The following is a 26860-nucleotide window of genomic DNA, read 5'->3' on the forward strand; positions in this document are numbered from 1 at the left end:
GCGGCTGCTCGGCGGATCTGTCGGTCACCGACGGCCCGGCCGCAAGGGATGCGGAGGGACTCGGGACAGCCTAGCGACGCGGGTCGGGGCCCTCCATTCGATTCGAACGGCAGAGCTCCGGCGGACGTGAGCCATGGGCCGCACTATCCTGCCGATCATGCGACAAGCAGCGGGACGATTAGGGCTGTTGGCGTTCCTGATGGTCACAGCCGGGTGCGGCGGTCGGCAGACGACGACCACGACGGGGGACGTGACCACGACGGTGGTCCAGGACAGTCAGTGGGTCACGGCTGCCATCTCCGCCGGAGCTGTTCTCATCGGTTCGGCCGCGGCGGCCTGGATCACTCACTACTTCACTGGACGGACCGAGACGACGAGGCAGCAGCACGCCGACATGCAAGAGGCGGCGATGCGCGAGCACGAGGTCAAGCTGACGCACGAGCAGCGCATTCGAGAGCAGGTGATCGCCACTTCCACGACGATCTCGAAGATGCTCCAGGACTTCCGGGTGAAGATCGGTGAGGCCACGGAGGCCGAGGACACGTTGTCCGCCACGCTCCGTTACGACGAGTGCTCCGCCGTCGTCCGCCGCCATCATGACGACGCCCTGCCCGTCATCGAGGTCATGCCGGATCCGGAGCTCCGGCAGCGAGCCAACGCGGTCTTCGAGGCATACGGGGAGTGGGCGGAAGGTACTGCCGAGGCGTTGTCGAATCTCACGAGGCGCCCTGATGCCAGTGGGCTTGATGGGACTCGTGAGCAGTACTACGAGAGGGCGCGACAGGTGATCAGGGACGTTTCCGTCTGATTGTGGCCCACGCCCTGTCACGCGGGATCGGTGGGTGACAACGATGAAGACCCGAACCCACATGAAACTGGGTTCGGGTCTTCATTTCCGGCACTTCAGCAGATCGGTGCCTCAATTGCACTGACCGGGCTGGAGTGCCCCCGGCAGGATTCGAACCTGCGCACACGGCTCCGGAGGCCGTTGCTCTATCCCCTGAGCTACGGGGGCGAACTGTCTCCGCCGGACTGTTCCCCTGCGCGGTGACGGGTAGAACACTACCAGCTCCGCAAGGGTGCCCGTGAACGCCTTTCGGCGCCCCCGGCCGGCCGCTTCGATCAAGGTCCGGTCAGGGTTCGATCAAGGGCAGCGGCAGGTCAGAGCCCCGGGGGAGCGAGGGCCGGAGTCCGGCCCGGTGTTCGGGAGGGCAACCCGTTCGGGGGGTTGTGCCGCCCGCACGGGGTGGAAGTGGGCAAAACCCGGACGCAGCCCCGCCCAACGACCTACTCTCGAGTTGTGTCAGGCGCGTCCGGCCGTGTGCTCGTTGTCGATGACAACCGAGTCATCCGGCAATTGATCAGGGTCAACCTTGAGCTGGAGGGCTACGAGGTCGTGACCGCGGCTGATGGTGCCGAGTGCCTGGAGGTGGTCCAGCACGTCCGGCCCGATCTGGTCACCCTCGATGTGGTCATGCCCAGGCTCGACGGGCTCCGCACCGCCGCGCGGCTCCGGGATGATCCGGCCACCAGTCATCTGCCGATAGCGATCATCAGCGCATGCACGCAGTACGAGCTCGACAGCGGCATCGCCGCCGGGGTCGACGCCTTTCTCGCCAAGCCCTTCGAGCCCAGTGAGCTGGTCCGGCTCGTGCATCAGCTGATGCACCGGGAGGGGCCGCCGTCCCTGGACGGCAGGCACGGGGCCGGGCGCGCCGGCAGCACGCGGAGTTGACCGCATGGCGAAACCGGTTCGCGGAAGGCCCCCCTCTCTCCCCTAGGCTTGTCCCGTGACCCCCGCCGAGCTCTCCCGTACCGTGCTGCACGCCGTGTGCCGCGCGGTCGAGGACGGCGTTCTCGACGTGGCCGTGCCGGAGAGTGCCGCGGTGGAGCGGACCAGGCCCGGAGGGGCCGGTGATTACGCCAGCAATATCGCCCTCCGCCTCGCCGGGCCCGCGGGGCAGCCCGCGCGGGCGGTGGCCGAGCGGCTCAGGGAGCGCATCGGCTCCGACCCCGCCATCGCCTCCGTCGAGATCACCGGGCCCGGGTTCCTCAATTTCACCCTCGACAGCGGGGCGCGGCAGGAGCTGGTGCTGCGGGTGCTGGCGCGGGGGCAGCGGTACGGATACCGCGAGCCCGCGGTGCCCGAGTCGCGCGCGCGGGTCTGGGGGGACGCCGTCGCCCGGCTCCGGATGAGCCAGGGGGAGAGCGCGGCACCCCGCCCCGGCGACCCCCGGCCCGTCGAGCCGGCGGAGCGGCCGGAGGAGTACGGGCGGCTCGGCGCCGACGCCGTCCGTTGGGCCTTTCTCTCCGCCGCCGCGCACGACCGGCCCCGCCCGGGGGAGCTGCTGCTCCGCCAGCACGAGAGCAATCCTCTCTTCACCGTCCGGTACGCCCACGCCCGCACCCGGGCACTCACCCGGGACGCCGCCCGGCTCGGCTTCACCGGGCAGGCCGGGTCCGCCGCCGGGACCGGGCTCACCGGCCTGCTCGCGGAGTACCCGGAGACCCTCGCCTCCGCCGCCCGGCTCGGCGCGCCCGACCGGGTCGCGCGCCGGCTGGAGGCCATCGCCGAAGCGCTGCTCGCCGGCCGCCACACCGTGCTGCCCGCCGGGGACGAGAAACCCTCGGCCGCCCACCGTTCCCGGCTCGCGACCGCCGAAGCCGCCGGGGCGGTGCTCGCCGGCGGCCTGTCCCTGCTCGGCATCAGCGCACCCGAACATCTGTGAATCCGTGAGAGAGACACCATGAGCCGTTCCGCACACCCCGCCGGGCCCCGTTACGCCGATGTCCTGCCCGAGGGGCACTACTCCGGCCCGCCCACCGACCTCAACACCCTCGACCCCAAGGTCTGGGCCCGCACCGTCGGACGGAACACCGACGGCGTCGCCACCGTCGGCGGCCTCGAAGTCACCCGGCTGGCCGAGGAGTTCGGGACCCCCGCGTACATTCTGGACGAGGACGACTTCCGGGCCCGCTGCCGCGCCTGGGCCGAGGCGTTCGGGGCGGACGCCGATGTGTTCTACGCCGGGAAGGCGTTTCTGAGCCGGGCCGTGGTGCGCTGGCTCCACGAGGAGGGGCTCAATCTCGACGTCTGCTCCGGCGGCGAGCTGGCCACCGCGCTCGACGCCGGGATGCCCGCGGACCGGATCGCCTTCCACGGCAACAACAAGTCGCCCGAGGAGATCGAGCGCGCCATCCGGGCCGGCGTCGGGCGGATCGTGCTCGACTCCTTCCAGGAGATCGTCCGCGTCGCCCACACCGCCCGTGAGCTGGGCGTACGCCAGCGGGTGCAGATCCGGGTGACGGTCGGCGTCGAAGCCCACACCCATGAATTCATCGCCACCGCCCACGAGGACCAGAAGTTCGGCATCCCGCTGGCCGGCGGGCAGGCCGCCGAGGCCGTGCGGCGGGCGCTGGCGCTCGACTCGCTGGAGCTGATCGGGATCCACTCCCACATCGGCTCGCAGATCTTCGACACCTCCGGCTTCGAGGTCGCCGCCCACCGGGTGATCGGGCTGCTGAGGCAGATCCGCGACGAGCACGGCGTGGAGCTCCCCGAGATCGACCTCGGCGGCGGCCTCGGCATCGCCTACACCCCCGCCGACGACCCCCGCGAGCCGCACCACATCGCCAAGGCGCTGCACGAGATCGTCACCCGCGAGTGCGAGAGCGCCGGCCTGCGCACCCCCCGGATCTCCGTCGAACCGGGCCGCGCCATCGTCGGGCCGACCGCCTTCACGCTGTACGAGGTCGGCACCATCAAGCCGCTCGACGGACTGCGCACCTATGTCAGCGTGGACGGCGGCATGTCCGACAACATCCGCACCGCGCTCTACGACGCCGAGTACAGCGTCGCCCTGGTCTCCCGCACCTCCGACGCCGAGCCGATGCTCTCCCGGGTGGTCGGCAAGCACTGCGAGAGCGGCGACATCGTCGTGCGCGACGCCTTCCTCCCCGCCGACCTCGCACCCGGTGACCTGATCGCCGTACCCGCGACCGGCGCGTACTGCCGGTCCATGGCCAGCAACTACAACCACGCGCTCCGGCCCCCGGTCGTCGCCGTGGCCGACGGGGCCGCCCGGGTGATCGTCCGAAGGGAGACGGAGGAAGATCTCCTGCGCCTCGATGTCGGCTGATTGAGATAGATGTCTCGTATCGCGGACGGGGGATAGAAACTCTCGTCCGGTAGGTGAGACTGGTCCCACCGTAGATGTGATGAAGGAGCGAGGTCGGATGATGCGTACGCGTCCGCTGAAGGTGGCGCTGCTGGGCTGTGGAGTGGTCGGCTCAGAGGTGGCGCGCATCATGACGACGCACGCCGACGACCTCGCCGCCCGGATCGGCGCCCCCGTGGAGCTCGCGGGGGTCGCCGTCCGGCGCCCCTCCAAGGTGCGTGAGGGCATCGACCCCGCACTGGTCACCACCGACGCCACCTCGCTCGTCACACGCGGCGACATCGACGTCGTCATCGAGGTCATCGGCGGCATCGAGCCCGCCCGCACCCTCATCACCACCGCCTTCGAGCACGGCGCCTCCGTGGTCTCCGCCAACAAGGCGCTGCTCGCCGAGGACGGCACCACCCTCTACGCCGCCGCCGAGCGGCACGGCCGCGACCTCTACTTCGAGGCCGCCGTCGCCGGCGCCATCCCCCTGATCAGGCCGCTGCGCGAGTCCCTCGCCGGCGACAAGGTCAACCGGGTCCTCGGCATCGTCAACGGCACCACCAACTTCATCCTCGACAAGATGGACAGCTCCGGCGCCGGATACTCCGAGGCGCTGGACGAGGCCACCGCGCTCGGTTACGCCGAGGCCGACCCGACCGCCGATGTCGAGGGCTTCGACGCCGCCGCCAAGGCCGCCATCCTCGCCGGGATCGCCTTCCACACCCGGGTCCGCCTGGACGATGTCCACCGCGAGGGCCTCACCGAGGTCACCGCCGCCGACATCGCCTCCGCCAAACGCATGGGCTGTACCGTCAAGCTCCTCGCCATCTGCGAGCGCGCCCTCGACGGCAAGTCCGTCACCGCGCGGGTGCACCCCGCGATGATCCCGCTCAGCCACCCGCTCGCCTCCGTCCGCGAGGCGTACAACGCCGTCTTCGTCGAGGCCGAGGCCGCCGGGCAGCTGATGTTCTACGGCCCCGGCGCCGGCGGCGCGCCCACCGCCTCCGCGGTCCTCGGCGACCTCGTCGCGGTCTGCCGCAACAAGCTCGCCCAGTCCACCGGGCCGGGGGAGTCCGCCTACACCCAGCTGCCCGTGAGCCCCATGGGCGACGTGGTGACGCGGTACCACATCAGCCTCGACGTGGCCGACAAGCCGGGCGTCCTCGCCCAGGTCGCGACGGTCTTCGCCGAGCACGGGGTGTCGATCGACACCGTCCGCCAGCAGGGTAAGGACGGCGAGGCATCGCTCGTCGTCGTCACCCACCGCGCGCCCGACGCCGCCCTCTCCGGGACCGTCGAGGCGCTGCGCAAGCTCGACACCGTGCGCGGTGTCGCCAGCATCATGCGTGTCGAAGGAGAGTAAGGGAGCCATGACGACCAACGGCCTCCAGCAGGGGACCCATCAGTGGCGGGGCATCATCGAGGAGTACCGGGACCGGCTCCCGGTGACGGACACGACGCCGGTCGTCACCCTCGGTGAGGGCGGTACGCCGCTCGTGAAGGCGCAGGTTCTCTCCGAGCGCACCGGCTGCGAGGTGTACCTCAAGGTCGAGGGCGCCAATCCCACCGGTTCCTTCAAGGACCGCGGCATGACCATGGCGATCACCCGCGCCAAGGAGGAGGGCGCCCAGGCGGTGATCTGCGCCTCCACCGGCAACACCTCCGCCTCCGCCGCCGCCTACGCGGTGCGGGCCGGCATGGTCTGCGCCGTCCTGGTGCCGCAGGGCAAGATCGCGCTGGGCAAGATGGGCCAGGCGCTGGTCTACGGCTCGAAGATCCTCCAGGTCGACGGCAATTTCGACGACTGCCTCAACCTGGCCCGGAGCCTCTCCGAGAACTACCCGGTCGCCCTGGTCAACTCGGTGAACCCGTACCGGATCGAGGGGCAGAAGACCGCCTCCTTCGAGATCGTGGACGCGCTCGGCGACGCCCCCGACATCCATGTGCTCCCGGTCGGCAACGCCGGGAACATCACGGCGTACTGGAAGGGTTACCGCGAGTACTCCGCGGACGGCCTCTCCACCCGCAACCCCCGGATGTGGGGCTTCCAGGCGTCCGGCTCCGCGCCGATCGTCCGCGGCGAGGTCGTCAAGGACCCGTCCACCATCGCCACCGCCATCCGGATCGGCAACCCGGCCTCCTGGCAGCAGGCGCTGGCCGCCCGCGACGACTCCGGCGGCCTCATCGACGAGGTGACGGACCGTGAGATCCTGCGCGCCTACCGGCTGTTGGCCTCGCAGGAGGGCGTCTTCGTCGAGCCCGCCTCCGCCGCTTCCGTCGCCGGTCTGCTGAAGTCCGCCGAGGCCGGAAAGGTCGACCCGGGCCAGCGCATCGTCTGCACGGTGACCGGAAACGGCCTCAAGGATCCGGACTGGGCCGTCGCGGGCGCGCCGCAGCCCGTCACCGTACCCGTCGACGCGGCCTCGGCCGCCGAGCGGCTGGGTCTCGCGTAGCACCCGGCGCCCCCGCCGCGCCCCGGCATCCCCGGGCGCGGCAGGGGCGATCCGCGCACCGCGGGTCCGTGCCCGTACCGCCGCGCCGCCCTACCCCGGCGAAAACCGCGGCAAGCAGGGCGACCGCGCATGTAGAGGCACAGGAGGCTTGCGACACGCATCGTGCGCCTCCCGTGCGCCCTATGTCGCCGCAGAACCTTCCTTCGATAGGCTGTACTGAAATCCGCCACGCCGCATTTGCGAGCGGTACAGCCGCTTTCACGGCCTCGGTGTTCATTCCGCTCGAATTCCGCCGCCGGCACCACCACCCCCCGCAGCCAGAACAAGGAGAGTCATCGAGCGATGGCCGGTCCAGCCTTCCGCGCCGCCGCCGTCCGAGTGCGCGTGCCCGCCACCAGTGCCAACCTCGGCCCGGGTTTCGACGCCCTCGGGCTGTCCCTGGGGCTCTACGACGATGTCGTGGTCCGGGTCGCGGACTCCGGTCTGCACATCGACATCGCCGGAGAGGGCGCCGACAACCTCCCCCGCGATGAGAACCACCTGCTCGTACGCTCCCTGCGCACCGCGTTCGACCTGCTCGGCGGACAGCCGCGCGGCCTTGAGGTCGTCTGTGCCAACCGCATTCCGCACGGGCGCGGCCTCGGCTCGTCGTCCGCCGCCATCTGCGCGGGCATCCTCGCCGCCCGCGCGGTGACGATAGGAGGGGACGCCCGGCTCGACGAGACCGCGCTGCTGGAGCTCGCCACCGAGATCGAGGGCCACCCCGACAATGTCGCGGCCTGTCTCCTCGGCGGCTTCACCCTCGCCTGGAGTGACGGAGGAGCGGCGCGCGCCATCAGGATGGAGCCGTCCGCCGCCGTCGTCCCGGTGGTGTTCGTACCCGAGAAACCGGTGCTCACCGAGACGGCCCGCGGACTCCTCCCGCGTACCGTCCCGCATGTGGACGCCGCCGCGAACGCCGGTCGCTCAGCCCTGCTGGTAGAGGCTCTGACCAGGCGTCCCGAGCTGTTGCTGCCCGCCACGGAGGACCGGCTCCACCAGGAGTACCGCGCCCCGGCGATGCCGCAGAGCGTCGACCTTGTCAACCGATTGCGCGCGGACGGCGTCCCTGCTGTTGTCTCCGGTGCGGGCCCGACGGTGCTCGCCCTGACCGACGAGAGCGCGGCCGACAAGGTCGCGCGCCTGGCCGGTGAGGGATGGGCCGCCAACCGCCTCACCATCGACACGGCGGGAGCCAGTGTGCTGCCGCTCGCCCCGGCCGGAGCCGGGTCCGGCGGCGCCGGCGAGCCGGCCGTCCGCTGACGGCGGCACCCGGAGAGCGCGGGCCCGGGGGCGGCGCCGGCGCGGTGCCGGAAGGCGCGGCGGAGTACGGGGAGAGCACCGCACGGCCCGGTCCGCCGGGGCGTGCGGGGATGTCGCGGAAGCGCGGGGGTGCTGCCGCGGCGGCGCGTGGACGCACAGATGTGCGGAAACGCGCGGCGAACGCGCCGGGGTACGCCGATTCCCCGGCCGGCCGTGGCCATCAGACAGACGCGGAGGTCGCCGATGCGCACCGGGACGAAACACCTGGTCGGGGGCGCGTTCCCGGAGGGTCCCAACCCTTCCGGACCGTGGAAAGCTGCTGGTCAGCGCCTTTCGGGGGTACGGTGAAGGTAGGGCCCGCCGGCGCGCGGCGCACGGCGCGGAACCACCGGCGCGCACGGATGGACGCGTTGCACGGATGGACGAGTACCACGGATACGAGGGTGGGCGGCCGGTACGGTCACGGCCGGGCGGCGCGGGTGTGGCCACGGCCGCCGGTACGCGCTGAACAGGGCACACAGGCGATTCAGGGGAATCAGGGGATGCCGTGATACGCAGGAATGTGTGGGTGATACCCGGTGCCGCGGGTGTGGCGCGGGGCGATTCACCACGGTTCACCGTCATTCGCCGGGACACGAGATTGCCGGTGGCGGAGAGGGGGAATGTTTGTTGGAGCCGGTAGTGTTAACCTCAAGTCTGCAACCGATGCCTTTGTGGCTCGGAGCTTCGTGTCCCCATTCGGGACCGCTAATTCTTCCGGGAGCCTCCCCAACTGCCTGAGCAGCCTGCCTGAGCAGTTTCGAGCACGCTCCGGAACCGGCACGACACCTCCCGCTCCCGCACACGAGTGGGCCGAGCAGGGGGACCTCGGGCCGGACTTGCATGTATCTCTGACTCTCCGCCGTACCACTCCCGGCGGGGACCACCGCCCCGGCACGGTCCACACAGAGGGACCGCCGTCGGACAGCACAACCGGTCGCCGAGCCAGAAGGCCGACGTCCGCTCCAGGGAAGGACCCTTCGTGAGCGACACCACCGATCTGATGGGCGTGAGCGCCGACAACACTGTCGACACCTCCGCGCCCGCCGCAGGTGCTGCCTCCGGCACCACCCCACGGCGCCGCCGTTCCGGCACCGGCCTTGAGGGCATGGTCCTGGCCGAGCTGCAGCAGGTCGCGTCCGGCCTCGGCATCAGGGGCACCGCGCGTATGCGCAAGAGCCAGCTGATCGAGGTCATCAAGGAGGCGCAGGCCGGCAGCGGTGCCACCGCCAAGGCCGCGGACTCCGCGCCCAAGGCGTCGGAGGCCGAGACCAAGCCGAAGCGCCGCGCCGCCAAGGCGCGCACGGGTGCCGCGGCCGCCGCCGAGACCGCGCCCGCCGCGGCCGAGAAGGCCGCGACCCAGCAGCAGATCGACATTCCCGGCCAGCCGGCCAGCGACGACCAGCCGGCCGTCGAGCGCCGCCGCCGCCGGGCCACCGCGCAGGCCGGCAGCCCCGAGGTCCAGGCCGAGGCCAGGACCGAGACGGCCGTCGAGGCCAAGGCCGAGTCGCACTCCGACGCCAAGGCCGAGGCCGCCACCGCCGTGTCCGCGCAGGACGGCGAGGGCCGCCGTGAGCGCGGCCAGCGTTCCGAGCGCGGCGACCGTGCCGAGCGCGGTGACCGCGGTGACCGCCGGGACCGTCAGCGCGACCGCCGCGGCGGCAAGAGCGACGACCAGCAGCAGGGCGGCCAGAGCAGCCGTCAGCAGGGCGGCGGCGGTGGCCAGCAGCAGCGCGGCCAGAGCGTCAGCGCCCAGCAGCAGCAGGACGACGACGACTTCGAGGGCGGCCGGCGCGGCCGGCGCGGCCGTTACCGCGACCGCCGCGGGCGCCGCGGCCGTGACGAGTTCACGCCCGAGCCGCAGGTTTCCGACGACGATGTGCTGATCCCCGTCGCGGGCATCCTCGACATCCTCGACAACTACGCCTTCATCCGCACCTCGGGCTACCTCCCGGGCCCCAACGACGTCTATGTCTCCCTCGCCCAGGTCCGCAAGAACGGCCTGCGCAAGGGCGACCACGTCACCGGCGCGGTCCGCCAGCCCAAGGAGGGCGAGCGCCGCGAGAAGTTCAACGCCCTGGTGCGGCTGGACTCGGCGAACGGCATGGCGGCCGAATCGGGCCGCGGTCGCCCGGAGTTCAACAAGCTCACCCCGCTCTACCCGCAGGACCGGCTCCGCCTGGAGACCGACCCGGGCGTGCTGACCACCCGGATCATCGACCTGGTGTCGCCGATCGGCAAGGGCCAGCGCGGTCTGATCGTGGCCCCGCCGAAGACCGGCAAGACCATGATCCTCCAGGCCATCGCCAACGCGATCACGGTCAACAGCCCCGAGTGCCATCTGATGGTCGTCCTCGTCGACGAGCGTCCGGAAGAGGTCACCGACATGCAGCGGTCGGTGAAGGGCGAGGTCATCTCCTCCACCTTCGACCGCCCGGCCGAGGACCACACCACCGTCGCCGAACTCGCCATCGAGCGCGCCAAGCGCCTGGTGGAGCTGGGTCACGACGTGGTCGTCCTGCTGGACTCCATCACCCGTCTGGGCCGTGCGTACAACCTCGCGGCCCCCGCCTCCGGACGCATCCTGTCCGGTGGTGTCGACTCGACCGCGCTCTACCCGCCGAAGCGGTTCTTCGGCGCGGCGCGCAACATCGAGGACGGCGGCTCGCTGACCATCCTGGCCACCGCGCTGGTCGACACCGGCTCGCGCATGGACGAGGTGATCTTCGAGGAGTTCAAGGGCACCGGCAACATGGAGCTCAAGCTCGACCGGAAGCTCTCCGACAAGCGCATCTTCCCGGCGGTGGACGTGGACGCGTCCAGCACCCGCAAGGAGGAGATCCTGCTCGGCGCCGATGAGCTCGCCATCGTCTGGAAGCTGCGCCGGGTGCTGCACGCGCTCGACCAGCAGCAGGCGATCGAGCTCCTGCTGGACAAGATGAAGCAGACGAAGTCGAACGCCGAGTTCCTGCTCCAGATCCAGAAGACCACCCCGTCGTCCGGCGGCAACCACGACTGACGGTCGGTCAGTATCACCGAGTGGTAGGCCGTACCCGTACGGCTGAAGCAGGTCAGGAGACCGCCCCGGCACCCCAGAGGTGACGGGGCGGTCTCTTTTTGTACGAATTCTGTACGGGGCACGTATCCGGCTGGTCAACCGGGACAAGGGGCACATACGATCGGCGGATCCGGGTGGGGTTGCCAGGGGGGATTCCTGGGGGGATTCACGCGGCGCCCAAGGAGAGGCGGCTCGTACGCCTCGGTCCACGGCCCCGCGCTCATGTTCTTCGCGCCCCGCCAGTTCATCCCGGCGGGGCGTCAGCGTGCCGCCGGTTTCACACCGAGGTGGTTTACCGAGTGCACCAAGGCACCCGTGGTGGTCGGCCCATGAGCCGCATGCGACGCGAGATACCCGCCGTCGCCACCGTGCTGGCCCTCGCCGGCACGGCCCTGCTGACCGGCGGCGCACACGCCGCGGACGGCAACGGCGCCGGCGGCGCGGGCAACTCCCCGCAGCCCACCGTGCAGCAGGAGCTGAGCAAGCGCCTGTTCGACCTTCTCAAGTCCCAGAAGCAGACCGGCAAGGACTCCGCTCCGGCGCAGTCCGCGCCGGGGAACAAGCCCGGGTCCCCGAGCGCCCGCATCATCGGCGGCAAGACGGTCCCGATCACCTCCGCGCCGTGGATGGCCCAGCTCTACTACGAGGACAGCTTCGGCGACGTCTACTCGTGCGGCGGCGCCGTGGTCTCGCCCACGAAGATCGCCACCGCCGCCCACTGCGTCAAGGGCTACGAGTGGGTGACGACCGGCGTGGTCGTCACCGGAGCCGCCCGCGTCCCGACCTTCACCGGCCGGTACGACGAGCAGGGCTACCCGATCCTGAACTACTACGGCGGCCAGCCCACCTCCGTCGACCGTACGTGGATCCACCCCAAGTACGACTCGAAGATCTACAACAACGACGTCTCCGTGCTCACCCTGACCACACCGGTCAAGGCCAAGCCGCTGCCGGTGCTGAAATCCACCGACACCGGTCTCTACAAGACCGGCACCAGCGGCAAGACCTACGGCTGGGGCCGCACCAGCACCGCTCACTGGAACGGCTCCGTCCTGCTGAAGGTCGCGAGCGCGAACGCCGTCTCCGACACCAACTGCCGCAACGCGTACGGATCGTCGTACTTCAAGGCCGGCACCATGTACTGCGCCGGCGCCGCGCCCACCGGCAAGGACAGCACCTCCGAGACCACCTGCCACGGTGACTCCGGCGGCCCGCTGGTGGCCGGCGGCAAGCTGGTCGGCATCGTCTCCTGGGGCGACCCGAACTGTGTCCGCAAGGGCAAGTACGGCGTCTTCACCAAGGTCAGCGCCTTCCAGTCGGCGATCCGCGCCCAGATCCACGACGCCAACCGGAACACCGACCGCTACGCCGACCTGATGGGCGTCAGCGGCGGGGTGCTCCACGGCTGGATCTCCAACGGCAAGAAGATCACCCGTCACTACGACGACGGCGCCTTCCCCGAGGCCAATCTGCTCATCCAGACCGACCTCAACCGGGACGACCGCAGCGACCTGGTCTACCGCACCCCCGCCGGAGAGGTGTACTGGAAGTACTCCGCCACGGCCGCGCCCAGGCTCCTCTTCTCCGGCTGGCGCGCCCAGGCCCAGATCCTCGCCCCCGGTGACCTCACCGGCGACGAGCTCCCGGACCTGATGAACGTCGACCACCGCGGCTACGCCTATGTCCACGCGGGCAAGGGCAACGGCACCTTCGCGACCGGCGTCTACATCGGCAAGGGCTGGAACGCCTTCACCATGATCCGCGGCCGCGGTGACTTCACCGGCGACGGCAAGCCCGATGTGCTGGCCCGCAAGGCCGACGGCAAGGTGACCCTCTACAAGGGCACCGGCGACGCCAAGAAGCCCCTGGCCACCGGCCCGCTGGCGGCCACCGTCACCAGCGCGGACGCCATGGTCACCTCCGGTGACGTGACGGGTGACGGATTCCCGGACGTCTTCGTCCGCGACACCGCCGGCAAGCTCTGGCTCCACCCGGGCACCGGCAGCGCGACCAAGCCCCTCGGCACCCGGATCGCGTACGGCTCCGGCTTCCAGACCTACAGCCTCCTGGGCTGACGGACACGGCGAAGCCGCAGACGTCCTGTGCCCCACCGCGCCCCGCGCGGTGGGGCACAGCCCTTTCCCCGCCGGTGTGCTCCCCGGCACCCTCGGGTATTTTTCTCAGGTTGCTCTCAGTCGCCCGTGCAACCCTTTCCGGCACCGAGCGGTCTTCCCACTGGCGGAGCAACAATTGACAGAGCGGACCCACCGCGTCCGGAAGCTCCGCCGGGGGGTGGCGGAACAGCGGACGGCGAAACCGAGGAGACCATGGGCGAGCAGGGCAGTACCGGAGGCCGCCGGCGCGGCGGTGGCGGCGGACGGCGGCGCAAGGCCCCGTCCACGGGCCGCAAGGCGGGTACCGTCGCCGTCTGGTCCCTGGCCGGTGTGCTCCTGGTGGGCGGCTCCGGGCTCGGATACGTCTATCTCAAGCTCAACGGCAACCTCGACGGCGTCGACATCAACGCCCAGCTCGGCACCGACCGGCCCAAGGACGTCGACAACGGCTCCGTGGACATCCTCGTACTCGGATCCGACTCCCGCTCCGGCGCCAATGCCCGCTACGGCGGTGACGAGGGCGGCGCCCGTGCGGACACCGCGATGATCGTCCACCTCTACGAGGGCCGGAAGAAGGCGTCCGTGGTCTCCATACCCCGGGACACCCTCATAGACCGCCCGCAGTGCGCCGACCGCGACGGCAGGACCGTCCAGGGCCAGTCCCGCGCCATGTTCAACACGGCGTACGAGGTCGGCGGCCCGGCCTGCGCCGTCAAGACGGTGGAACGGATGTCCGGCATCCGGATGGACCACTACATCGAGGTCGACTTCACCGGCTTCAAGAAGGTCATCGACGAACTGGGCGGGGTGGACATCACCACCACCAAGCCCATCAAGGACCCGGACAGCCATCTCGATCTGCCGCCCGGCGCGCACACCCTCAACGGCGAGCAGGCCCTCGGCCTCGTACGCACCCGCAAGAGCGTCGGCGACGGCAGCGACCTCGGCCGCATCCAGCTCCAGCAGGCTTTCATGAAGGCCTTCATCAGCAAGGTGAAGGACGTGGGGGCGCTCAGCAGCCCCAAGCGGATGCTGGACATCGCCGACACCGCCACCAAGGCCATCACCCCGGATTCCGAGCTGGACTCCGTCACCGAGCTGATGGGCTTCGCCCAGGGGGTCAAGGGCCTCGGCCCCGAGGATGTCCAGATGGTCACCATGCCGGTCGAGTACGACCCGGTGAACCCGAACAGGGTCATCCCCCTGAAGGCACCCGCCGAGCAGGTGTGGAACGCCCTCCGGCTGGACCGGCCCATTCCGGCCGCCGCGCTCAAGGACTCCGCGGGCGACAAGGGCGAGGTGGAGTCGGTCGTCAGCAGCGGGAAGACGCCCGCCGCCGGCACCGCCACCCCCTGACCCCTTCGTACGTCAGTACGAATATGGGCCCCCGGCCCCCTGAACCGCCATGCCGGGGGGCCCGCGACACGCCCGGGAATACCCGCGGCCCCACCCCGGTTTTGGGAGATACGGCCGGTCCTGGCAGACTGGTACGTCGGCCCCGGTTCACGTACAGGTATCCCGCTCGTACGACCCGGAGCCCTCCCGAAACTAGGAGAAACCCTTGAAGCGCGACATTCACCCCGAGTACGTCGAGACGCAGGTCAGCTGCACCTGTGGCGCGTCGTTCACCACTCGCAGCACCATCGACAGCGGCACCATCCGTGCCGAGGTCTGCTCCGAGTGCCACCCGTTCTACACGGGCAAGCAGAAGATCCTCGACACCGGTGGCCGCGTGGCCCGCTTCGAGGCGCGCTTCGGCAAGGCTGCCGCCGCCGCCAAGAAGTAGCGAGATCCAGCGCCGGTCCCCGGCCGCCCCGCCCGGGCGGTCGGGACCGGTGTTTTTGTCGCCGGGAGGGTGCCGCCGTGTCGCGGCCCCGGACCCGCGGCCCGCACACCCGGAGAAATCCGCCAGGGCACACCGCCGTCCCGCAGAATCTGCTTTCACACCCAGGAGCCCCCGATGTTCGAGGCGGTCGAGGACCTGATCGGCGAGCACGCCGATCTGGAGAAGAAACTCGCCGACCCTTCCGTTCACGCGGATCAGGCGAACGCGCGCAAGCTCAACAAGCGCTACGCAGAGCTGACCCCGATCGTCGGCACCTACCGCTCCTGGAAGCAGACCGGCGAGGACATCGAGACCGCGCGTGAGCTGGGTGCGGACGACCCCGACTTCGCCGCCGAGGTCAAGGTGTTGGAGAAGCAGCGCGACGAGCTGACCGAGAAGCTGCGGCTCCTCCTCGTCCCGCGCGACCCCAGCGACGACAAGGACGTCATCCTGGAGGTCAAGGCGGGCGCGGGCGGCGACGAATCCGCCCTCTTCGCCGGCGACCTGCTGCGGATGTATCTGCGCTACGCCGAGCGGGTCGGCTGGAAGACCGAGATCATCGACGCCACCGAGTCCGAGCTCGGCGGCTACAAGGACGTCCAGGTCGCCGTCAAGACCAAGGGCGGCCAGGGCGCCACCGAGCCCGGCCAGGGCGTCTGGGCACGGCTGAAGTACGAGGGCGGGGTGCACCGCGTCCAGCGGGTCCCCGCCACCGAGTCCCAGGGCCGGATCCACACCTCCGCCGCCGGTGTCCTCGTGACCCCCGAGGCCGAGGAGATCGATGTGGAGGTCAACCCCAACGACCTCCGGATCGACGTCTACCGCTCCTCCGGCCCCGGCGGCCAGTCCGTCAACACCACCGACTCCGCCGTGCGCATCACCCACCTGCCCACCGGTGTCGTCGCCTCCTGCCAGAACGAGAAGAGCCAGCTCCAGAACAAGGAGCAGGCCCTGCGCATCCTGCGCTCCCGGCTCCTCGCCGCGGCCCAGGAGGAAGCCGAGAAGAACGCCGCGGACGCGCGCCGCAGCCAGGTCCGCACCGTCGACCGCTCCGAGAAGATCCGTACCTACAACTTCCCGGAGAACCGCATCTCCGACCACCGCGTCGGATTCAAGTCGTACAACTTGGACCAGGTGCTCGACGGTGACCTCGACGCCGTGATCCAGGCATGTGTCGACGCGGACTCCGCCGCCAAGCTCGCCGCCGCGCAGTGAGCGGCCGCTCCCAGTAGGACCGCAGAAAACAATGCCCGGCGCGGGGCACCGCGCGGGCCGGAATCTTCGTACGAACGGGTGGAGGACCAGTGAACCTGCTGCTTGCCGAGGTGGCCCAGGCCACCCAGCGGCTGGCCGACGCCGGCGTGCCGTCACCGCGCTTCGACGCGGAGGAACTGGCCGCCTTCGTCCACGGGGTGAAGCGGGGAGCGCTGCACACCGTCAAGGACGCCGACTTCGACGCCCGCTACTGGGAGACCATCGCCCGCCGCGAGGCCCGCGAACCCCTCCAGCACATCACCGGACGCGCGTTCTTCCGCTATCTGGAGCTCCATGTCGGCCCCGGTGTCTTCGTCCCCCGCCCCGAGACCGAATCGGTCGTCGGCTGGGCCATAGACGCCGTGCGCGCCATGGACGTGGTCGAACCCCTGATCGTCGACCTCTGTACGGGATCGGGGGCCATCGCCCTCGCCATGGCCCAGGAGGTCCCGCGCTCCCGGGTGCACGCCGTCGAGCTCTCCGACGACGCCCTCGGCTGGGCCCGCAAGAACGCCGAGGGGTCCAGGGTCACCATCCACCAGGGCAACGCCCTCACCGCCCTCCCCGAGCTCAACGGCCAGGTCGACCTGGTCATCTCCAACCCGCCGTACATCCCGCTCACCGAGTGGGAGTACGTGGCCCCCGAGGCCCGCGACCACGATCCCGAGATGGCGCTCTTCTCCGGCGAGGACGGCCTCGACACCATCCGCGGCATCGAGCGCACCGCCCACCGGCTGCTCCGCCCGGGCGGCCTCGTCGTCATCGAGCATGCCGACACCCAGGGCGGCCAGGTCCCGTGGATCTTCAACGAGGAATCCGGCTGGGTGGACGCCGCCGACCACCCGGATCTCAACAAGCGCCCGCGCTTCGCCACCGCCCGCAAGGCGACGCCGTGACGACGGCCGGCGAGAGCGTGACCACGACAGGCGACGCCGCCGTGAGGACGACGGGCGACGCCGTGACGACGACCGTGTACGTGTACGAGGAGGCTCACTGATGGCTCGGCGATACGACTGCAACGACGCGAGCGAGCGCGAGACCGGCCTGCGCGAGGCCAAGAACGCCATCCGCCGCGGCGAACTCGTCGTGCTGCCCACCGACACCGTGTACGGGATCGGCGCGGACGCCTTCAGCGCGGACGCGGTCGCCGACCTCCTCGCGGCCAAGGGACGGGGCCGCAATATGCCCACCCCCGTCCTCATCGGCTCCCCGAACACCCTGCACGGCCTGGTCACCGACTTCTCCGAGGACGCCTGGGAGCTGGTCGACGCCTTCTGGCCCGGTGCGCTCACCCTCGTCGCCAAACACCAGCCGTCCCTCCAGTGGGACCTCGGCGACACCCGCAGCACGGTCGCGATCCGGATGCCGCTGCACCCCGTCGCCATCGAGCTGCTGACCGAGACCGGTCCGATGGCGGTCTCCTCCGCCAACCTCACCGGCCACCCGGCGCCCGAGGACTGCGACGCGGCGCAGAACATGCTCGGCGACTCCGTCTCCGTCTATCTCGACGGCGGCCCCACGCCCGGCATCGTGCCCTCCTCGATCGTCGACGTCACCGGCAGGGTCCCCGTCCTGCTGCGGGCCGGCGCCCTCGACGCGGAAGAGCTGCGCAAAGTCGTACCCGACCTCGAGGTGGCCCCTTGATCGCCCCTGGGGGGCTTGGCATAGGCGCTGCCGACACCGGCGACACGTTCAGGATCCTCCACGTCAGCACCGGCAATGTCTGCCGCTCGCCCATCACCGAGCGGCTGACCCGGCATGCCCTCAGCGACCGCCTGGGCGACCTGGTCGCCCGCGGCCTGATCGTGGAGAGCGCGGGCACCTGGGGGCACGAGGGCGCGCCCATGGAGGCCAACGCGGAGATCGTCCTCGCCGACTTCGGCGCGGACGCGACCGGCTTCGTCGGCCGTGAACTGCTCGACGAGCACGTCATCCGGGCCGACCTCGTCCTCACCGCCACCCGCGACCACCGGGCCCAGGTCATCTCCATGGGCCACTCCGCCGGCCTGCGCACCTTCACCCTGAAGGAGTTCACCCGCCTGGTCCGCGCGATCGACCCGGCGACCCTGCCGGACCCGCGCGACGAGGGCGTGGTCGAACGCGCCCGCGCCCTGGTCCGCGCGGCGGCGGCGCTCCGCGGCTGGCTGCTGGCACCGACCCCCGACGCGGACGAGGTCCACGACCCGTACGGCGCCCCGATCACCTTCTTCCGCTCGATCGGCGACGAGATCAACCAGGCACTGGACCCGGTGGTCACCGCGCTGACGGGCATGCCGCCGGACCCGGTCAGAACCAGCCCGTCCGGCGTCTGAGAAGAGCGGAACCCGGCCCCTTTGGCGTTCGGGCAGCGGGGTCGGCGAGAGCCGGCCTTTCCCTGAGGTGACGAGGCCCCCGAGAACCGGCCCCTCCGGCGTTCGGGCAGCGCGGTCCGGAGCGGAGCCCCGGCAGACGGCCCGCGCCCCGCTCACCGCGCGCCCCCGCACCCCCCGGCCTACATTGGAGGGGCCCAGCACCCCGCGCCGCACGGAGCGCCGTCATGCCCGTCAGCACCGCACCAGGCCACCCCGCCCCCACCGCCCCGCCCCGCCACCCCGGCGAGGACGCCGTGCTGCGGCAGGACCCCCAGATCGCCGAGGTCATCCGGGGCGAGCGGGACCGCCGGAGCCGTACGCTCCAGCTCATCGCCGCCGAGAACTTCGCCTCCCCCGCCGTGCTCGCCGCCCTCGGCTCCCCGCTCGCCGACAAATACGCCGAGGGCTACCCCGGCGCCCGCCACCACGGCGGCTGCGAGTTCGCCGACGCCGCCGAGCGCATCGCCCGGGAGCGCGCCACCGCCCTCTTCGGCGCCGCGCACGCCAATGTCCAGCCGCACTCCGGCTCCTCCGCCGTACTGGCCGCCTACGCGGCCCTGCTGCGCCCCGGTGACACCGTGCTGGCCATGGGCCTCCCCTTCGGCGGCCATCTCACCCACGGCTCGCCCGCGAACTTCTCCGGCCGCTGGTTCGACTTCGTGGGGTACGGGGTCGACCCCGACACCGGCCTGATCGACTACGCCCAGGTCCGCGCCCTCGCCCGCGAGCGCCGTCCCAAGGCGATCGTCTGCGGGTCGATCTCCTATCCGCGCCATCCGGACTACGCCGCCTTCCGGGAGATCGCGGACGAGGCCGGCGCCCATCTGATCGTGGACGCGGCCCACCCCATGGGACTGATCGCCGGCGGCGCGGCGCCCAGCCCGGTCCCGTACGCCGACGTGGTGTGCGCCACCACCCACAAGGTGCTCCGCGGGCCGCGCGGCGGCATGATCCTCTGCGGTGCCGGGCTGGCCGAGCGCATCGACCGGGCGGTCTTCCCGTTCAGCCAGGGCGGCGCGCAGATGAATGTGATCGCGGCGAAGGCGGTCGCGTTCGGCGAGGCCGCGACCCCGGCCTTCACCGCCTACGCCCATCAGGTCGTCGCCAATGCCCGGGTGCTGGCGGGCACCCTGGAGGCGGAGGGCTTCGAGGTTCTCACCGGCGGCACCGACACCCATCTGATCACCGCGGATCCCGCCCCGCTGGGGGTCGACGGCCACACCGCCCGCGGCCGGCTCGCGGCGGCCGGGCTGGTGCTCGACACCTGCGCGCTGCCGTACGGGGACGCCCGCGGCATCCGGCTCGGCACCGCCGCGCTGACCACTCAGGGCATGGGGGAGCAGGAGATGGCGAGGATCGCCGCGCTCTTCGCTGTGGCCATCCGAGAAGATCGGGCGGAACGGGAGAAAGGGAGCGGGGCGGCGAGGGTGCGTGCGGAAGTGGCGGAACTTGCGGGTAGATTTCCGCCGTATCAGGGGTAGCCGGAATCAGGTGTGCAACCGTCTGCGGCACCCGTAAGTCCACAACCATGTGGGCACCACGATTAGTGTGTGGGGCTGAGATGGCCAGCGATTCCTGTGGGGCAGCCCGTGCGTGATTACCTGCTGACGCTCTGTGTGACGGCGGCGGTGACCTATCTCCTCACCGGTCCGGTGCGGAAGTTCGCCATCGCGACCGGAGCCATGCCGGAGATCCGGGCGCGTGATGTGCACCGGGAACCGACACCGAGGCTCGGCGGCATCGCCATGTTCTTCGGGCTCTGCGCCGGCCTGCTGGTCGCCGACCATCTGCAGAACCTGGACAGCGCCTTCGCCTCGTCCAACGAGACGCGCGCGCTGCTCTCCGGTGCCGCGCTGATCTGGATCATCGGCGTCCTGGACGACAAGTTCGAGATCGACGCCCTGGTCAAACTCGGCGGGCAGATGATCGCCGCCGGTGTGATGGTGATGCAGGGTCTGACCATTCTGTGGATCCCGGTCCCCGGGGTCGGGATGGTCTCGCTCACCGATGAGCAGGGCACCCTGCTGACCGTCGCCCTGGTGGTCATCACCATCAACGCGGTGAACTTCGTGGACGGCCTGGACGGCCTGGCCGCCGGCATGGTCTGCATCGCGGCGGCGGCGTTCTTCCTCTACTCCTACCGCTTCTGGTACAGCTACACGATCGAGGCGGCGGCCCCCGCGACGCTCTTCACGGCGATTCTGATGGGCATGTGCCTGGGCTTTCTGCCGCACAACATGCACCCGGCGCGGATCTTCATGGGCGACTCCGGCTCGATGCTGATCGGACTGGTGCTCGCGGCCTCCGCGATCTCGGTGACCGGCCAGGTCGACATGGATGTCGTGAAGGTGTTCGCGGACGGCGACCGCGGGGCCACCCACTCGGCGCTGCCGGTCTTCATCCCGCTGCTGCTGCCGCTGACGATCATCGCCATCCCGCTGGCCGACCTGGTGCTGGCGATCGTCCGCCGCACCTGGCGGGGCAAGTCGCCGTTCGCGGCCGACCGGGGACATCTGCACCACCGGCTGCTGGAGATCGGCCACTCGCACAGCCGTGCGGTGCTGATCATGTACTTCTGGTCCGCGCTGATCGCCTTCGGTGTCGTCGGGTACTCCATCCACTCGGCCTCGCTCTGGATCGTGATGGTGATCGTGGCGCTGAGCGCCATCGGTCTGATCCTGCTGCTGCTGCCCCGGTTCTCGCCGAGGGCGCCGCACTGGGCCGAGTCCTTCGTGCCGCCGCGCTACCGGCGCCGTTCCTTCCGTACGCGCGGAGCCGCGCCGGGGGACCCGGCGGCCGATCCCTCGGCAGCCCCGGAGGACGGCCCGGAGGACGCCCCCGGGGCTCCCGGAGCGGGCGGAGGCGCACGGATGCCGGAGCCGTCCCGAAACGGCGGGAGCGGCGAGGAGAGCGCCGGGGAGGGCGACGGCGGAGGCCCCGAGCGGGCTCCCGTTCCGGCCGGCGTCAACGGCGCGACCGCGATCGGCGCCCGTTCGCGGCTCTCCCCCCGGCGGAAAGCCGGCACTCGCGGCTGACATTTTCCCGGTCTGTGTCCAATAGCACACGGGGTGCTATCGAACCGGTGCCCAGACAGGCACATTCACCCCCATGTGTGACAGTAGGCACACACCCGAGTAAAGACCTCTTCAAATAGTTTGTGATACCGTTCACGAGAACCGGCGACAGAGCCGAAAGACCGTAGTGCGACGGTCTGTTGGCCCCGAGGACCCGACTCGGATCCGGATTACGCTCGTCCATGACGACACACCACTGCCATTCCCCCAGGAAGCGGAGCTGCCGCCATGCCGTCCAACGACGCCCGCACATTCCTTCACATCGCCCTGCCCACCGCTGCCGCCGGCGTTGTCGCCACCGCGGTCGCGACCGTGGCCGTCGGTGGGAAGGGAGCGCTCGGCGCGGTTATCGGCACGCTGCTGGTCATCGCCTTCATGGGAATGGGCCTGCTGGTTCTCCAGCGGACGGCCAAATCTCTCCCGCACCTGTTCCAGGCCATGGGGCTGATGCTCTACATGACGCAGCTGCTGCTGCTCTTCATGGTCATGGCCTTCCTCAAGGGCACCACCGCGTTCGACTTCAAGGCATTCGCCTTCTCGCTCCTCGCGGCGACGATCGTCTGGGTCGCGGCTCAGGCGCGTTACTACATGAAGGCCAAGATCATGTACGTCGAACCCGAGTCTTCCCGCGGCGTCAGCGCGGAGAAGACGGGCTCGGCCTCGTGAAAGGTAGGGCCGGTATAAGGAGCCTTTCGCGATCCTGCTATCGTCCGGTGCCAACTGCGGCACAGCGGGCGCGGGCATCTGAGCTGACGCCTGCTCATTCGCGAGGCTCCATGCCCGCCAGCCGCCCTCACATCCGATACACCAGTCCAGTGCCGAACCGCGGCTGCGCGCCGCGCCGACACAACGAGGTTGCCGTACCTATGCGCCACGCTGAAGGAGCCCGCGGTGAGTGCTGACCCCCAGATGCTCGCCTTCGACCCTGATTGCCAGCTCTTTTCTGGGTGCGGGTTCCCAGCTCCGGGCCTGCACACCTTCCTCTACGAGCCGATCTTCACGGTGAGCGGCTTCGAGTTCACCAAGCCGATGCTGCTGGCACTGATCAGCTCGATCCTGGTCGTTGCCTTCTTCTGGGCCGCTTTCGCCAAGCCGAAGCTGGTTCCGGGCAAGGTTCAGATGATCGGTGAGGCGGGGTACGACTTCGTTCGCCGCGGCATCGTTTACGAGATCATCGGCAAGAAGGACGGCGAGAAGTACGTCCCGCTGATGGTGTCGCTGTTCTTCTTCATCTGGCTGATGAACCTCTGGTCGATCATTCCGCTCGCCCAGTTCCCGGTGACATCGCTCATCGCGTTCCCGGCGGGTCTCGCCCTCATCGTGTACGTCCTCTGGGTCGGCCTGACCTTCAAGACGCACGGATTCGTCGGCGGCTGGAAGAACATCACCGGCTATGACAAGTCGCTCGGCCCGATTCTTCCGCTCGTGGTCGTGCTGGAGTTCTTCTCCAATCTGCTCATCCGCCCGTTCACGCACGCGGTCCGGCTCTTCGCGAACATGTTCGCCGGCCACCTGCTGATCGTGATGTTCAGCCTCGCCACCTACTACCTGATGAGCGGCATCGGCTTCGCCTACGCCGGCACGTCCTTCGTGCTGGTCATGGTGATGATCGTCTTCGAGCTCTTCATCCAGGCCGTCCAGGCGTACGTCTTCGTCCTGCTGGCCTCCAGCTACATCCAGGGCGCGCTCGCCAAGCACCACTGAGCCGAGCCTCACCCCACCCCACCCCAGACGTCCGGTGGCCAACCCCCACCGGGTCCTTGAAAGAGAAGGAAGAACCGGCATGTCCGCTCTCCAGACCCTTGCCGCCGTCGAAGGAAACGTCGCCTCCATCGGCTACGGTCTCGCCGCCATCGGCCCCGGCGTCGGCGTCGGCATCATCTTCGGTAACGGCACCCAGGCCCTCGCCCGTCAGCCCGAAGCGGCCGGCCTGATCCGTACCAACCAGATCATGGGTTTCGCCTTCTGTGAGGCGCTCGCCCTCATCGGCATCGTCATGGGCTTCGTCTACTAAGACGCCGCCCGGACAGCCCAACTTTTCACGGAAGGCACTGATGTGATCGCTCAGTTCAATCTTGCGGCAGCAGGGGCGGAGCAGCCGCCGCTCATCCCGCATCTCGACGAGCTCATCATCGGCCTGATCGCGTTCGCCATCGTCTTCTTCTTCCTGGCGAAGAAGCTCCTCCCGAACATCAACAAGGTTCTGGAAGAGCGCCGGGAAGCCATCGAGGGCGGCATCGAGAAGGCCGACGCGGCGAAGACCGAGGCCGAGAGCGTCCTTGAGCAGTACAAGGCGCAGCTCGCCGAGGCCCGCCACGAGGCCGCCCGGCTCCGCCAGGAGGCGACCGAGCAGGGCACCGCGATCATCCAGGAGATGAAGGCGGAAGGTCAGCGCCAGCGCGAGGAGATCGTCGCGGCTGGGCACGCCCAGATCGCGGCCGACCGCAAGGCCGCTGCCGCCGCGCTCCGTCAGGACGTGGGCAAGCTCGCGACCGACCTGGCCGGCAAGCTCGTCGGCGAGTCCCTCGAGGACAGCGCCCGGCAGAGCCGCACGATCGACCGCTTCCTGGACGAGCTCGAGGACAGCGCTTCGAACGCCGAGGCCGCACGATGAATGGAGCGAGCCGCGAGGCACTGGCAGCCGCACGCGAGGCTCTCGACGCGCTGACGGACAACACGTCCGTCGACGCGGCGAAGCTCGCCGAGGAGCTGGCCGCCGTCACCGCTCTGCTCGACCGCGAGGTCTCGCTGCGTCGGGTCCTGACCGACCCGGCGCAGGCCGGTGAGGCCAAGGCCGAGCTGGCGGGGCGCCTGCTGAGCGGCCAGGTCGGCGACGAAACCGCCGCACTGGTCTCCGGCGCCGTGCGCTCCCGCTGGTCGCGGTCCCGCGATCTGGTCGACGGCCTTGAGGAACTGGCGACCATCGCCGACCTCACCGCCGCCCAGAGGACGGGCACCCTGGACAGCGTCGAGGACGAGGTGTTCCGGTTCGGCCGGATCGTCCAGTCCAACAAGGACCTGCGGACCGCGCTGACCGACAAGTCGGCCAACCGCGCCGCCAAGGCCGAGCTGCTCCGCAGCCTGCTGGGCGGCAAGGCGACCCCGGTCACCGAGCGCCTGGTCGTCCGTCTCGTCACCGCGCCCCGGGGACGTAGCCTGGAACAGGGAATCGACTCCCTCTCCAAGCTCGCCGCGGCTCGCCGGGAGCGGATGGTCGCGGTCGTGACCTCCGCCGTCCCCCTCACCGACGGACAGAAGCAGCGCCTCGGCGCCGCCCTGGCCTCGATGTACGGACGTCGGATGCACCTGAACCTCGACGTGGACCCCGCGGTCCTCGGCGGGATCTCGGTGCGGGTCGGCGATGAGCTCATCGACGGCACTGTCGCGGAGCGCCTCAGCGAGGCGACCCGCCGCATGGCCGGCTGACAAGCCACACGGCAGGCAGGCCCGAACCGCCACCCGGCGGGACGGCGCCCGCCGCCATCAACTGAACAACGGCAGTAGACGTACGAGCGGCCCGGTTGGGCCGTGCAGAGATTGCAGAAGATTTCCTGGGGGTCGGCCCCCAGACCCCCAGTAAGAAACTTCGGGCCCAACAAGGAGAGCAGGGAACCCAGATGGCGGAGCTCACGATCCGGCCGGAGGAGATCCGGGACGCGCTGGAGAACTTTGTCCAGTCGTACAAGCCGGACGCGGCCTCGCGCGAGGAGGTCGGTACGGTCAGCGTGGCCGGCGACGGTATCGCCAAGATCGAGGGTCTTCCCTCGGCCATGGCGAACGAGCTGCTGAAGTTCGAGGACGGCACCCTTGGTCTCGCCCTCAACCTCGAGGAGCGCGAGATCGGTGCGGTCGTCCTCGGCGAGTTCAGCGGAATCGAAGAGGGCCAGCCGGTCACCCGCACCGGCGAGGTCCTGTCCGTCGCCGTAGGCGAGGGCTACCTGGGTCGCGTCGTCGACCCGCTCGGCAACCCGATCGACGGCCTCGGCGAGATCGAGACCGAGGGACGCCGCGCCCTCGAACTGCAGGCCCCCGGCGTCATGGTCCGCAAGTCGGTCCACGAGCCCATGCAGACCGGCTACAAGGCCGTCGACGCGATGGTGCCGATCGGCCGCGGCCAGCGTCAGCTGATCATCGGTGACCGTCAGACCGGCAAGACCGCCCTGGCCGTCGACACCATCATCAACCAGCGCGACAACTGGCGCTCGGGCGACGTGAACAAGCAGGTTCGCTGCATCTACGTCGCCATCGGCCAGAAGGGCTCCACCATCGCGTCCGTGCGCGGTGCGCTGGAGGAGGCCGGCGCGCTGGAGTACACGACCATCGTCGCCGCCCCGGCGTCCGACCCGGCCGGCTTCAAGTACCTGGCGCCGTACACCGGCTCGGCCATCGGCCAGCACTGGATGTACCAGGGCAAGCACGTCCTGATCATCTTCGACGACCTGTCGAAGCAGGCCGACGCCTACCGCGCCGTGTCGCTGCTGCTGCGCCGCCCGCCGGGCCGTGAGGCGTACCCCGGCGACGTCTTCTACCTGCACTCGCGTCTGCTGGAGCGCTGCGCCAAGCTCTCCGACGACATGGGCGCCGGTTCGATGACCGGTCTGCCGATCGTCGAGACCAAGGCCAACGACGTCTCGGCGTTCATCCCGACCAACGTCATCTCCATCACCGACGGCCAGTGCTTCCTGGAGTCCGACCTGTTCAACGCCGGTCAGCGCCCGGCCCTGAACGTCGGTATCTCGGTCTCCCGCGTCGGTGGCTCCGCCCAGCACAAGGCCATGCGCCAGGTGTCCGGCCGCCTCCGTGTGGACCTCGCCCAGTTCCGTGAGCTGGAGGCGTTCGCCGCCTTCGGTTCCGACCTGGACGCGGCCTCCAAGGCGCAGATGGAGCGCGGCAAGCGCATGGTCGAGCTGCTGAAGCAGGCTCAGTACCAGCCGATGCCGATCGAGGAGCAGGTCGTCTCCGTCTGGGCCGGCACCACCGGCAAGATGGACGACGTCCCGGTCGAGGACATCCGCCGCTTCGAGTCCGAGCTGCTGGAGCACCTGCGCCGCGAGCGCAAGGACCTGCTCACCGGTATCGCCGAGGGCGCGAAGATGTCGGACGACACCCTTCAGGCTGTCGGTGACGCGATCGCCGCCTTCAAGCGTCAGTTCGAGACCTCGGACGGCAAGCTTCTGGGCGAAGACGCTCCGGTCAGCACGAGCAAGTGACGACGGAAGGGACC

23 protein-coding genes and 1 tRNA gene are annotated in these 26860 nt (G+C 70.1%); 23 read left to right on the plus strand and 1 reads right to left on the minus strand.

Translation table 11 applies throughout. The annotated features are described in order from the left end of the window. The first annotated feature begins 157 nt into the window (after positions 1-157). The gene (locus AAFN69_RS21825; protein ID WP_347730327.1) at positions 158-808 is read left to right on the plus strand and encodes a hypothetical protein; all 651 of its coding nucleotides are present in this window, start codon (positions 158-160) and stop codon (positions 806-808) included. A gap of 135 nt (positions 809-943) precedes the next feature. Here the strand turns inward: AAFN69_RS21825 and AAFN69_RS21830 are convergent. Then, positions 944-1015: transfer RNA gene (locus tag AAFN69_RS21830), tRNA-Arg, on the minus strand. Positions 1016-1300: 285 nt separating this feature from the next. Between AAFN69_RS21830 and AAFN69_RS21835 the strand changes: the two genes are divergently transcribed. From AAFN69_RS21835 to atpA, 22 genes are all read left to right on the plus strand, one after another. After that, positions 1301-1735, plus strand: coding sequence for a response regulator (locus tag AAFN69_RS21835; RefSeq protein WP_347730328.1), 435 nt, complete (start codon positions 1301-1303; stop codon positions 1733-1735). A 55-nt stretch (positions 1736-1790) separates the two neighbouring features. Beyond that, positions 1791-2729 carry an ArgS-related anticodon-binding protein NrtL gene (gene nrtL, locus AAFN69_RS21840; RefSeq protein ID WP_347730329.1) on the plus strand — a complete coding sequence of 313 codons (939 nt, stop codon included), beginning with the start codon at positions 1791-1793 and terminating at the stop codon, positions 2727-2729. 18 nt (positions 2730-2747) lie between these two features. After that, complete coding sequence (gene lysA, locus AAFN69_RS21845) at positions 2748-4139, plus strand: diaminopimelate decarboxylase (protein WP_347730330.1); 1392 nt, start codon at positions 2748-2750, stop codon at positions 4137-4139. Positions 4140-4239: 100 nt separating this feature from the next. Then, positions 4240-5529, plus strand: a complete 1290-nt coding sequence (locus tag AAFN69_RS21850) for a homoserine dehydrogenase (protein ID WP_347730513.1) — start codon at positions 4240-4242, stop codon at positions 5527-5529. Positions 5530-5536: 7 nt separating this feature from the next. Continuing rightward, positions 5537-6619: a threonine synthase gene (gene thrC / locus AAFN69_RS21855; protein ID WP_347730331.1), complete on the plus strand. Its 1083-nt coding sequence runs from the start codon at positions 5537-5539 to the stop codon at positions 6617-6619. Between the two features lie 342 nt (positions 6620-6961). Further along, positions 6962-7921, plus strand: coding sequence for a homoserine kinase (gene thrB, locus AAFN69_RS21860; protein ID WP_347730332.1), 960 nt, complete (start codon positions 6962-6964; stop codon positions 7919-7921). Between the two features lie 1021 nt (positions 7922-8942). After that, on the plus strand, positions 8943-10979 hold the full coding sequence (rho, locus tag AAFN69_RS21865; RefSeq protein ID WP_347730333.1) for a transcription termination factor Rho: 2037 nt from the start codon (positions 8943-8945) through the stop codon (positions 10977-10979). Positions 10980-11347: 368 nt separating this feature from the next. Continuing rightward, entirely contained in the window at positions 11348-13093 is a 1746-nt protein-coding gene (locus AAFN69_RS21870; protein ID WP_347730334.1) for a trypsin-like serine protease, read from the plus strand. A gap of 252 nt (positions 13094-13345) precedes the next feature. Further along, entirely contained in the window at positions 13346-14488 is a 1143-nt protein-coding gene (locus tag AAFN69_RS21875; RefSeq protein ID WP_347730335.1) for an LCP family protein, read from the plus strand. 205 nt (positions 14489-14693) lie between these two features. Beyond that, positions 14694-14918, plus strand: coding sequence for a 50S ribosomal protein L31 (gene rpmE / locus AAFN69_RS21880; RefSeq protein ID WP_250918244.1), 225 nt, complete (start codon positions 14694-14696; stop codon positions 14916-14918). Positions 14919-15092: 174 nt separating this feature from the next. Further along, positions 15093-16172, plus strand: a complete 1080-nt coding sequence (prfA, locus tag AAFN69_RS21885) for a peptide chain release factor 1 (protein ID WP_347730336.1) — start codon at positions 15093-15095, stop codon at positions 16170-16172. Between the two features lie 89 nt (positions 16173-16261). Next, on the plus strand, positions 16262-17107 hold the full coding sequence (prmC, locus tag AAFN69_RS21890; RefSeq protein ID WP_347730338.1) for a peptide chain release factor N(5)-glutamine methyltransferase: 846 nt from the start codon (positions 16262-16264) through the stop codon (positions 17105-17107). Between the two features lie 100 nt (positions 17108-17207). Continuing rightward, positions 17208-17855, plus strand: coding sequence for an L-threonylcarbamoyladenylate synthase (locus AAFN69_RS21895; RefSeq protein WP_347730340.1), 648 nt, complete (start codon positions 17208-17210; stop codon positions 17853-17855). Continuing rightward, a complete protein-coding gene (locus AAFN69_RS21900) occupies positions 17852-18523 on the plus strand; it encodes a protein-tyrosine-phosphatase (protein ID WP_347730341.1) in 672 nt (223 codons plus the stop codon). The genes AAFN69_RS21895 and AAFN69_RS21900 overlap by 4 nt, the downstream gene beginning before the upstream one ends. Positions 18524-18747: 224 nt before the next feature. Next, positions 18748-20043 carry a serine hydroxymethyltransferase gene (gene glyA / locus AAFN69_RS21905; RefSeq protein WP_347730342.1) on the plus strand — a complete coding sequence of 432 codons (1296 nt, stop codon included), beginning with the start codon at positions 18748-18750 and terminating at the stop codon, positions 20041-20043. Between the two features lie 108 nt (positions 20044-20151). Continuing rightward, positions 20152-21597 (plus strand): MraY family glycosyltransferase, encoded by a 1446-nt coding sequence (locus AAFN69_RS21910; RefSeq protein ID WP_347730343.1) that lies wholly within the window; start codon positions 20152-20154, stop codon positions 21595-21597. Between the two features lie 267 nt (positions 21598-21864). Beyond that, complete coding sequence (locus tag AAFN69_RS21915; protein WP_347730344.1) at positions 21865-22302, plus strand: hypothetical protein; 438 nt, start codon at positions 21865-21867, stop codon at positions 22300-22302. A gap of 225 nt (positions 22303-22527) precedes the next feature. Then, on the plus strand, positions 22528-23340 hold the full coding sequence (gene atpB, locus AAFN69_RS21920; RefSeq protein ID WP_347730345.1) for a F0F1 ATP synthase subunit A: 813 nt from the start codon (positions 22528-22530) through the stop codon (positions 23338-23340). A 79-nt stretch (positions 23341-23419) separates the two neighbouring features. After that, complete coding sequence (gene atpE / locus AAFN69_RS21925) at positions 23420-23650, plus strand: ATP synthase F0 subunit C (RefSeq protein ID WP_137993321.1); 231 nt, start codon at positions 23420-23422, stop codon at positions 23648-23650. 42 nt (positions 23651-23692) lie between these two features. After that, positions 23693-24250, plus strand: a complete 558-nt coding sequence (locus AAFN69_RS21930) for a F0F1 ATP synthase subunit B (RefSeq protein WP_347730346.1) — start codon at positions 23693-23695, stop codon at positions 24248-24250. Then, positions 24247-25062 (plus strand): F0F1 ATP synthase subunit delta, encoded by an 816-nt coding sequence (locus tag AAFN69_RS21935; RefSeq protein ID WP_347730347.1) that lies wholly within the window; start codon positions 24247-24249, stop codon positions 25060-25062. Before AAFN69_RS21930 ends, AAFN69_RS21935 begins: the two co-directional genes overlap by 4 nt. Before the next feature lie 191 nt (positions 25063-25253). Then, the gene (gene atpA / locus AAFN69_RS21940; protein ID WP_347730348.1) at positions 25254-26846 is read left to right on the plus strand and encodes a F0F1 ATP synthase subunit alpha; all 1593 of its coding nucleotides are present in this window, start codon (positions 25254-25256) and stop codon (positions 26844-26846) included. Positions 26847-26860 lie beyond the last annotated feature (14 nt).

Origin of the sequence: Streptomyces sp. CAU 1734, from assembly GCF_039888735.1 — a bacterium.
Taxonomy (GTDB): domain Bacteria; phylum Actinomycetota; class Actinomycetes; order Streptomycetales; family Streptomycetaceae; genus Streptomyces.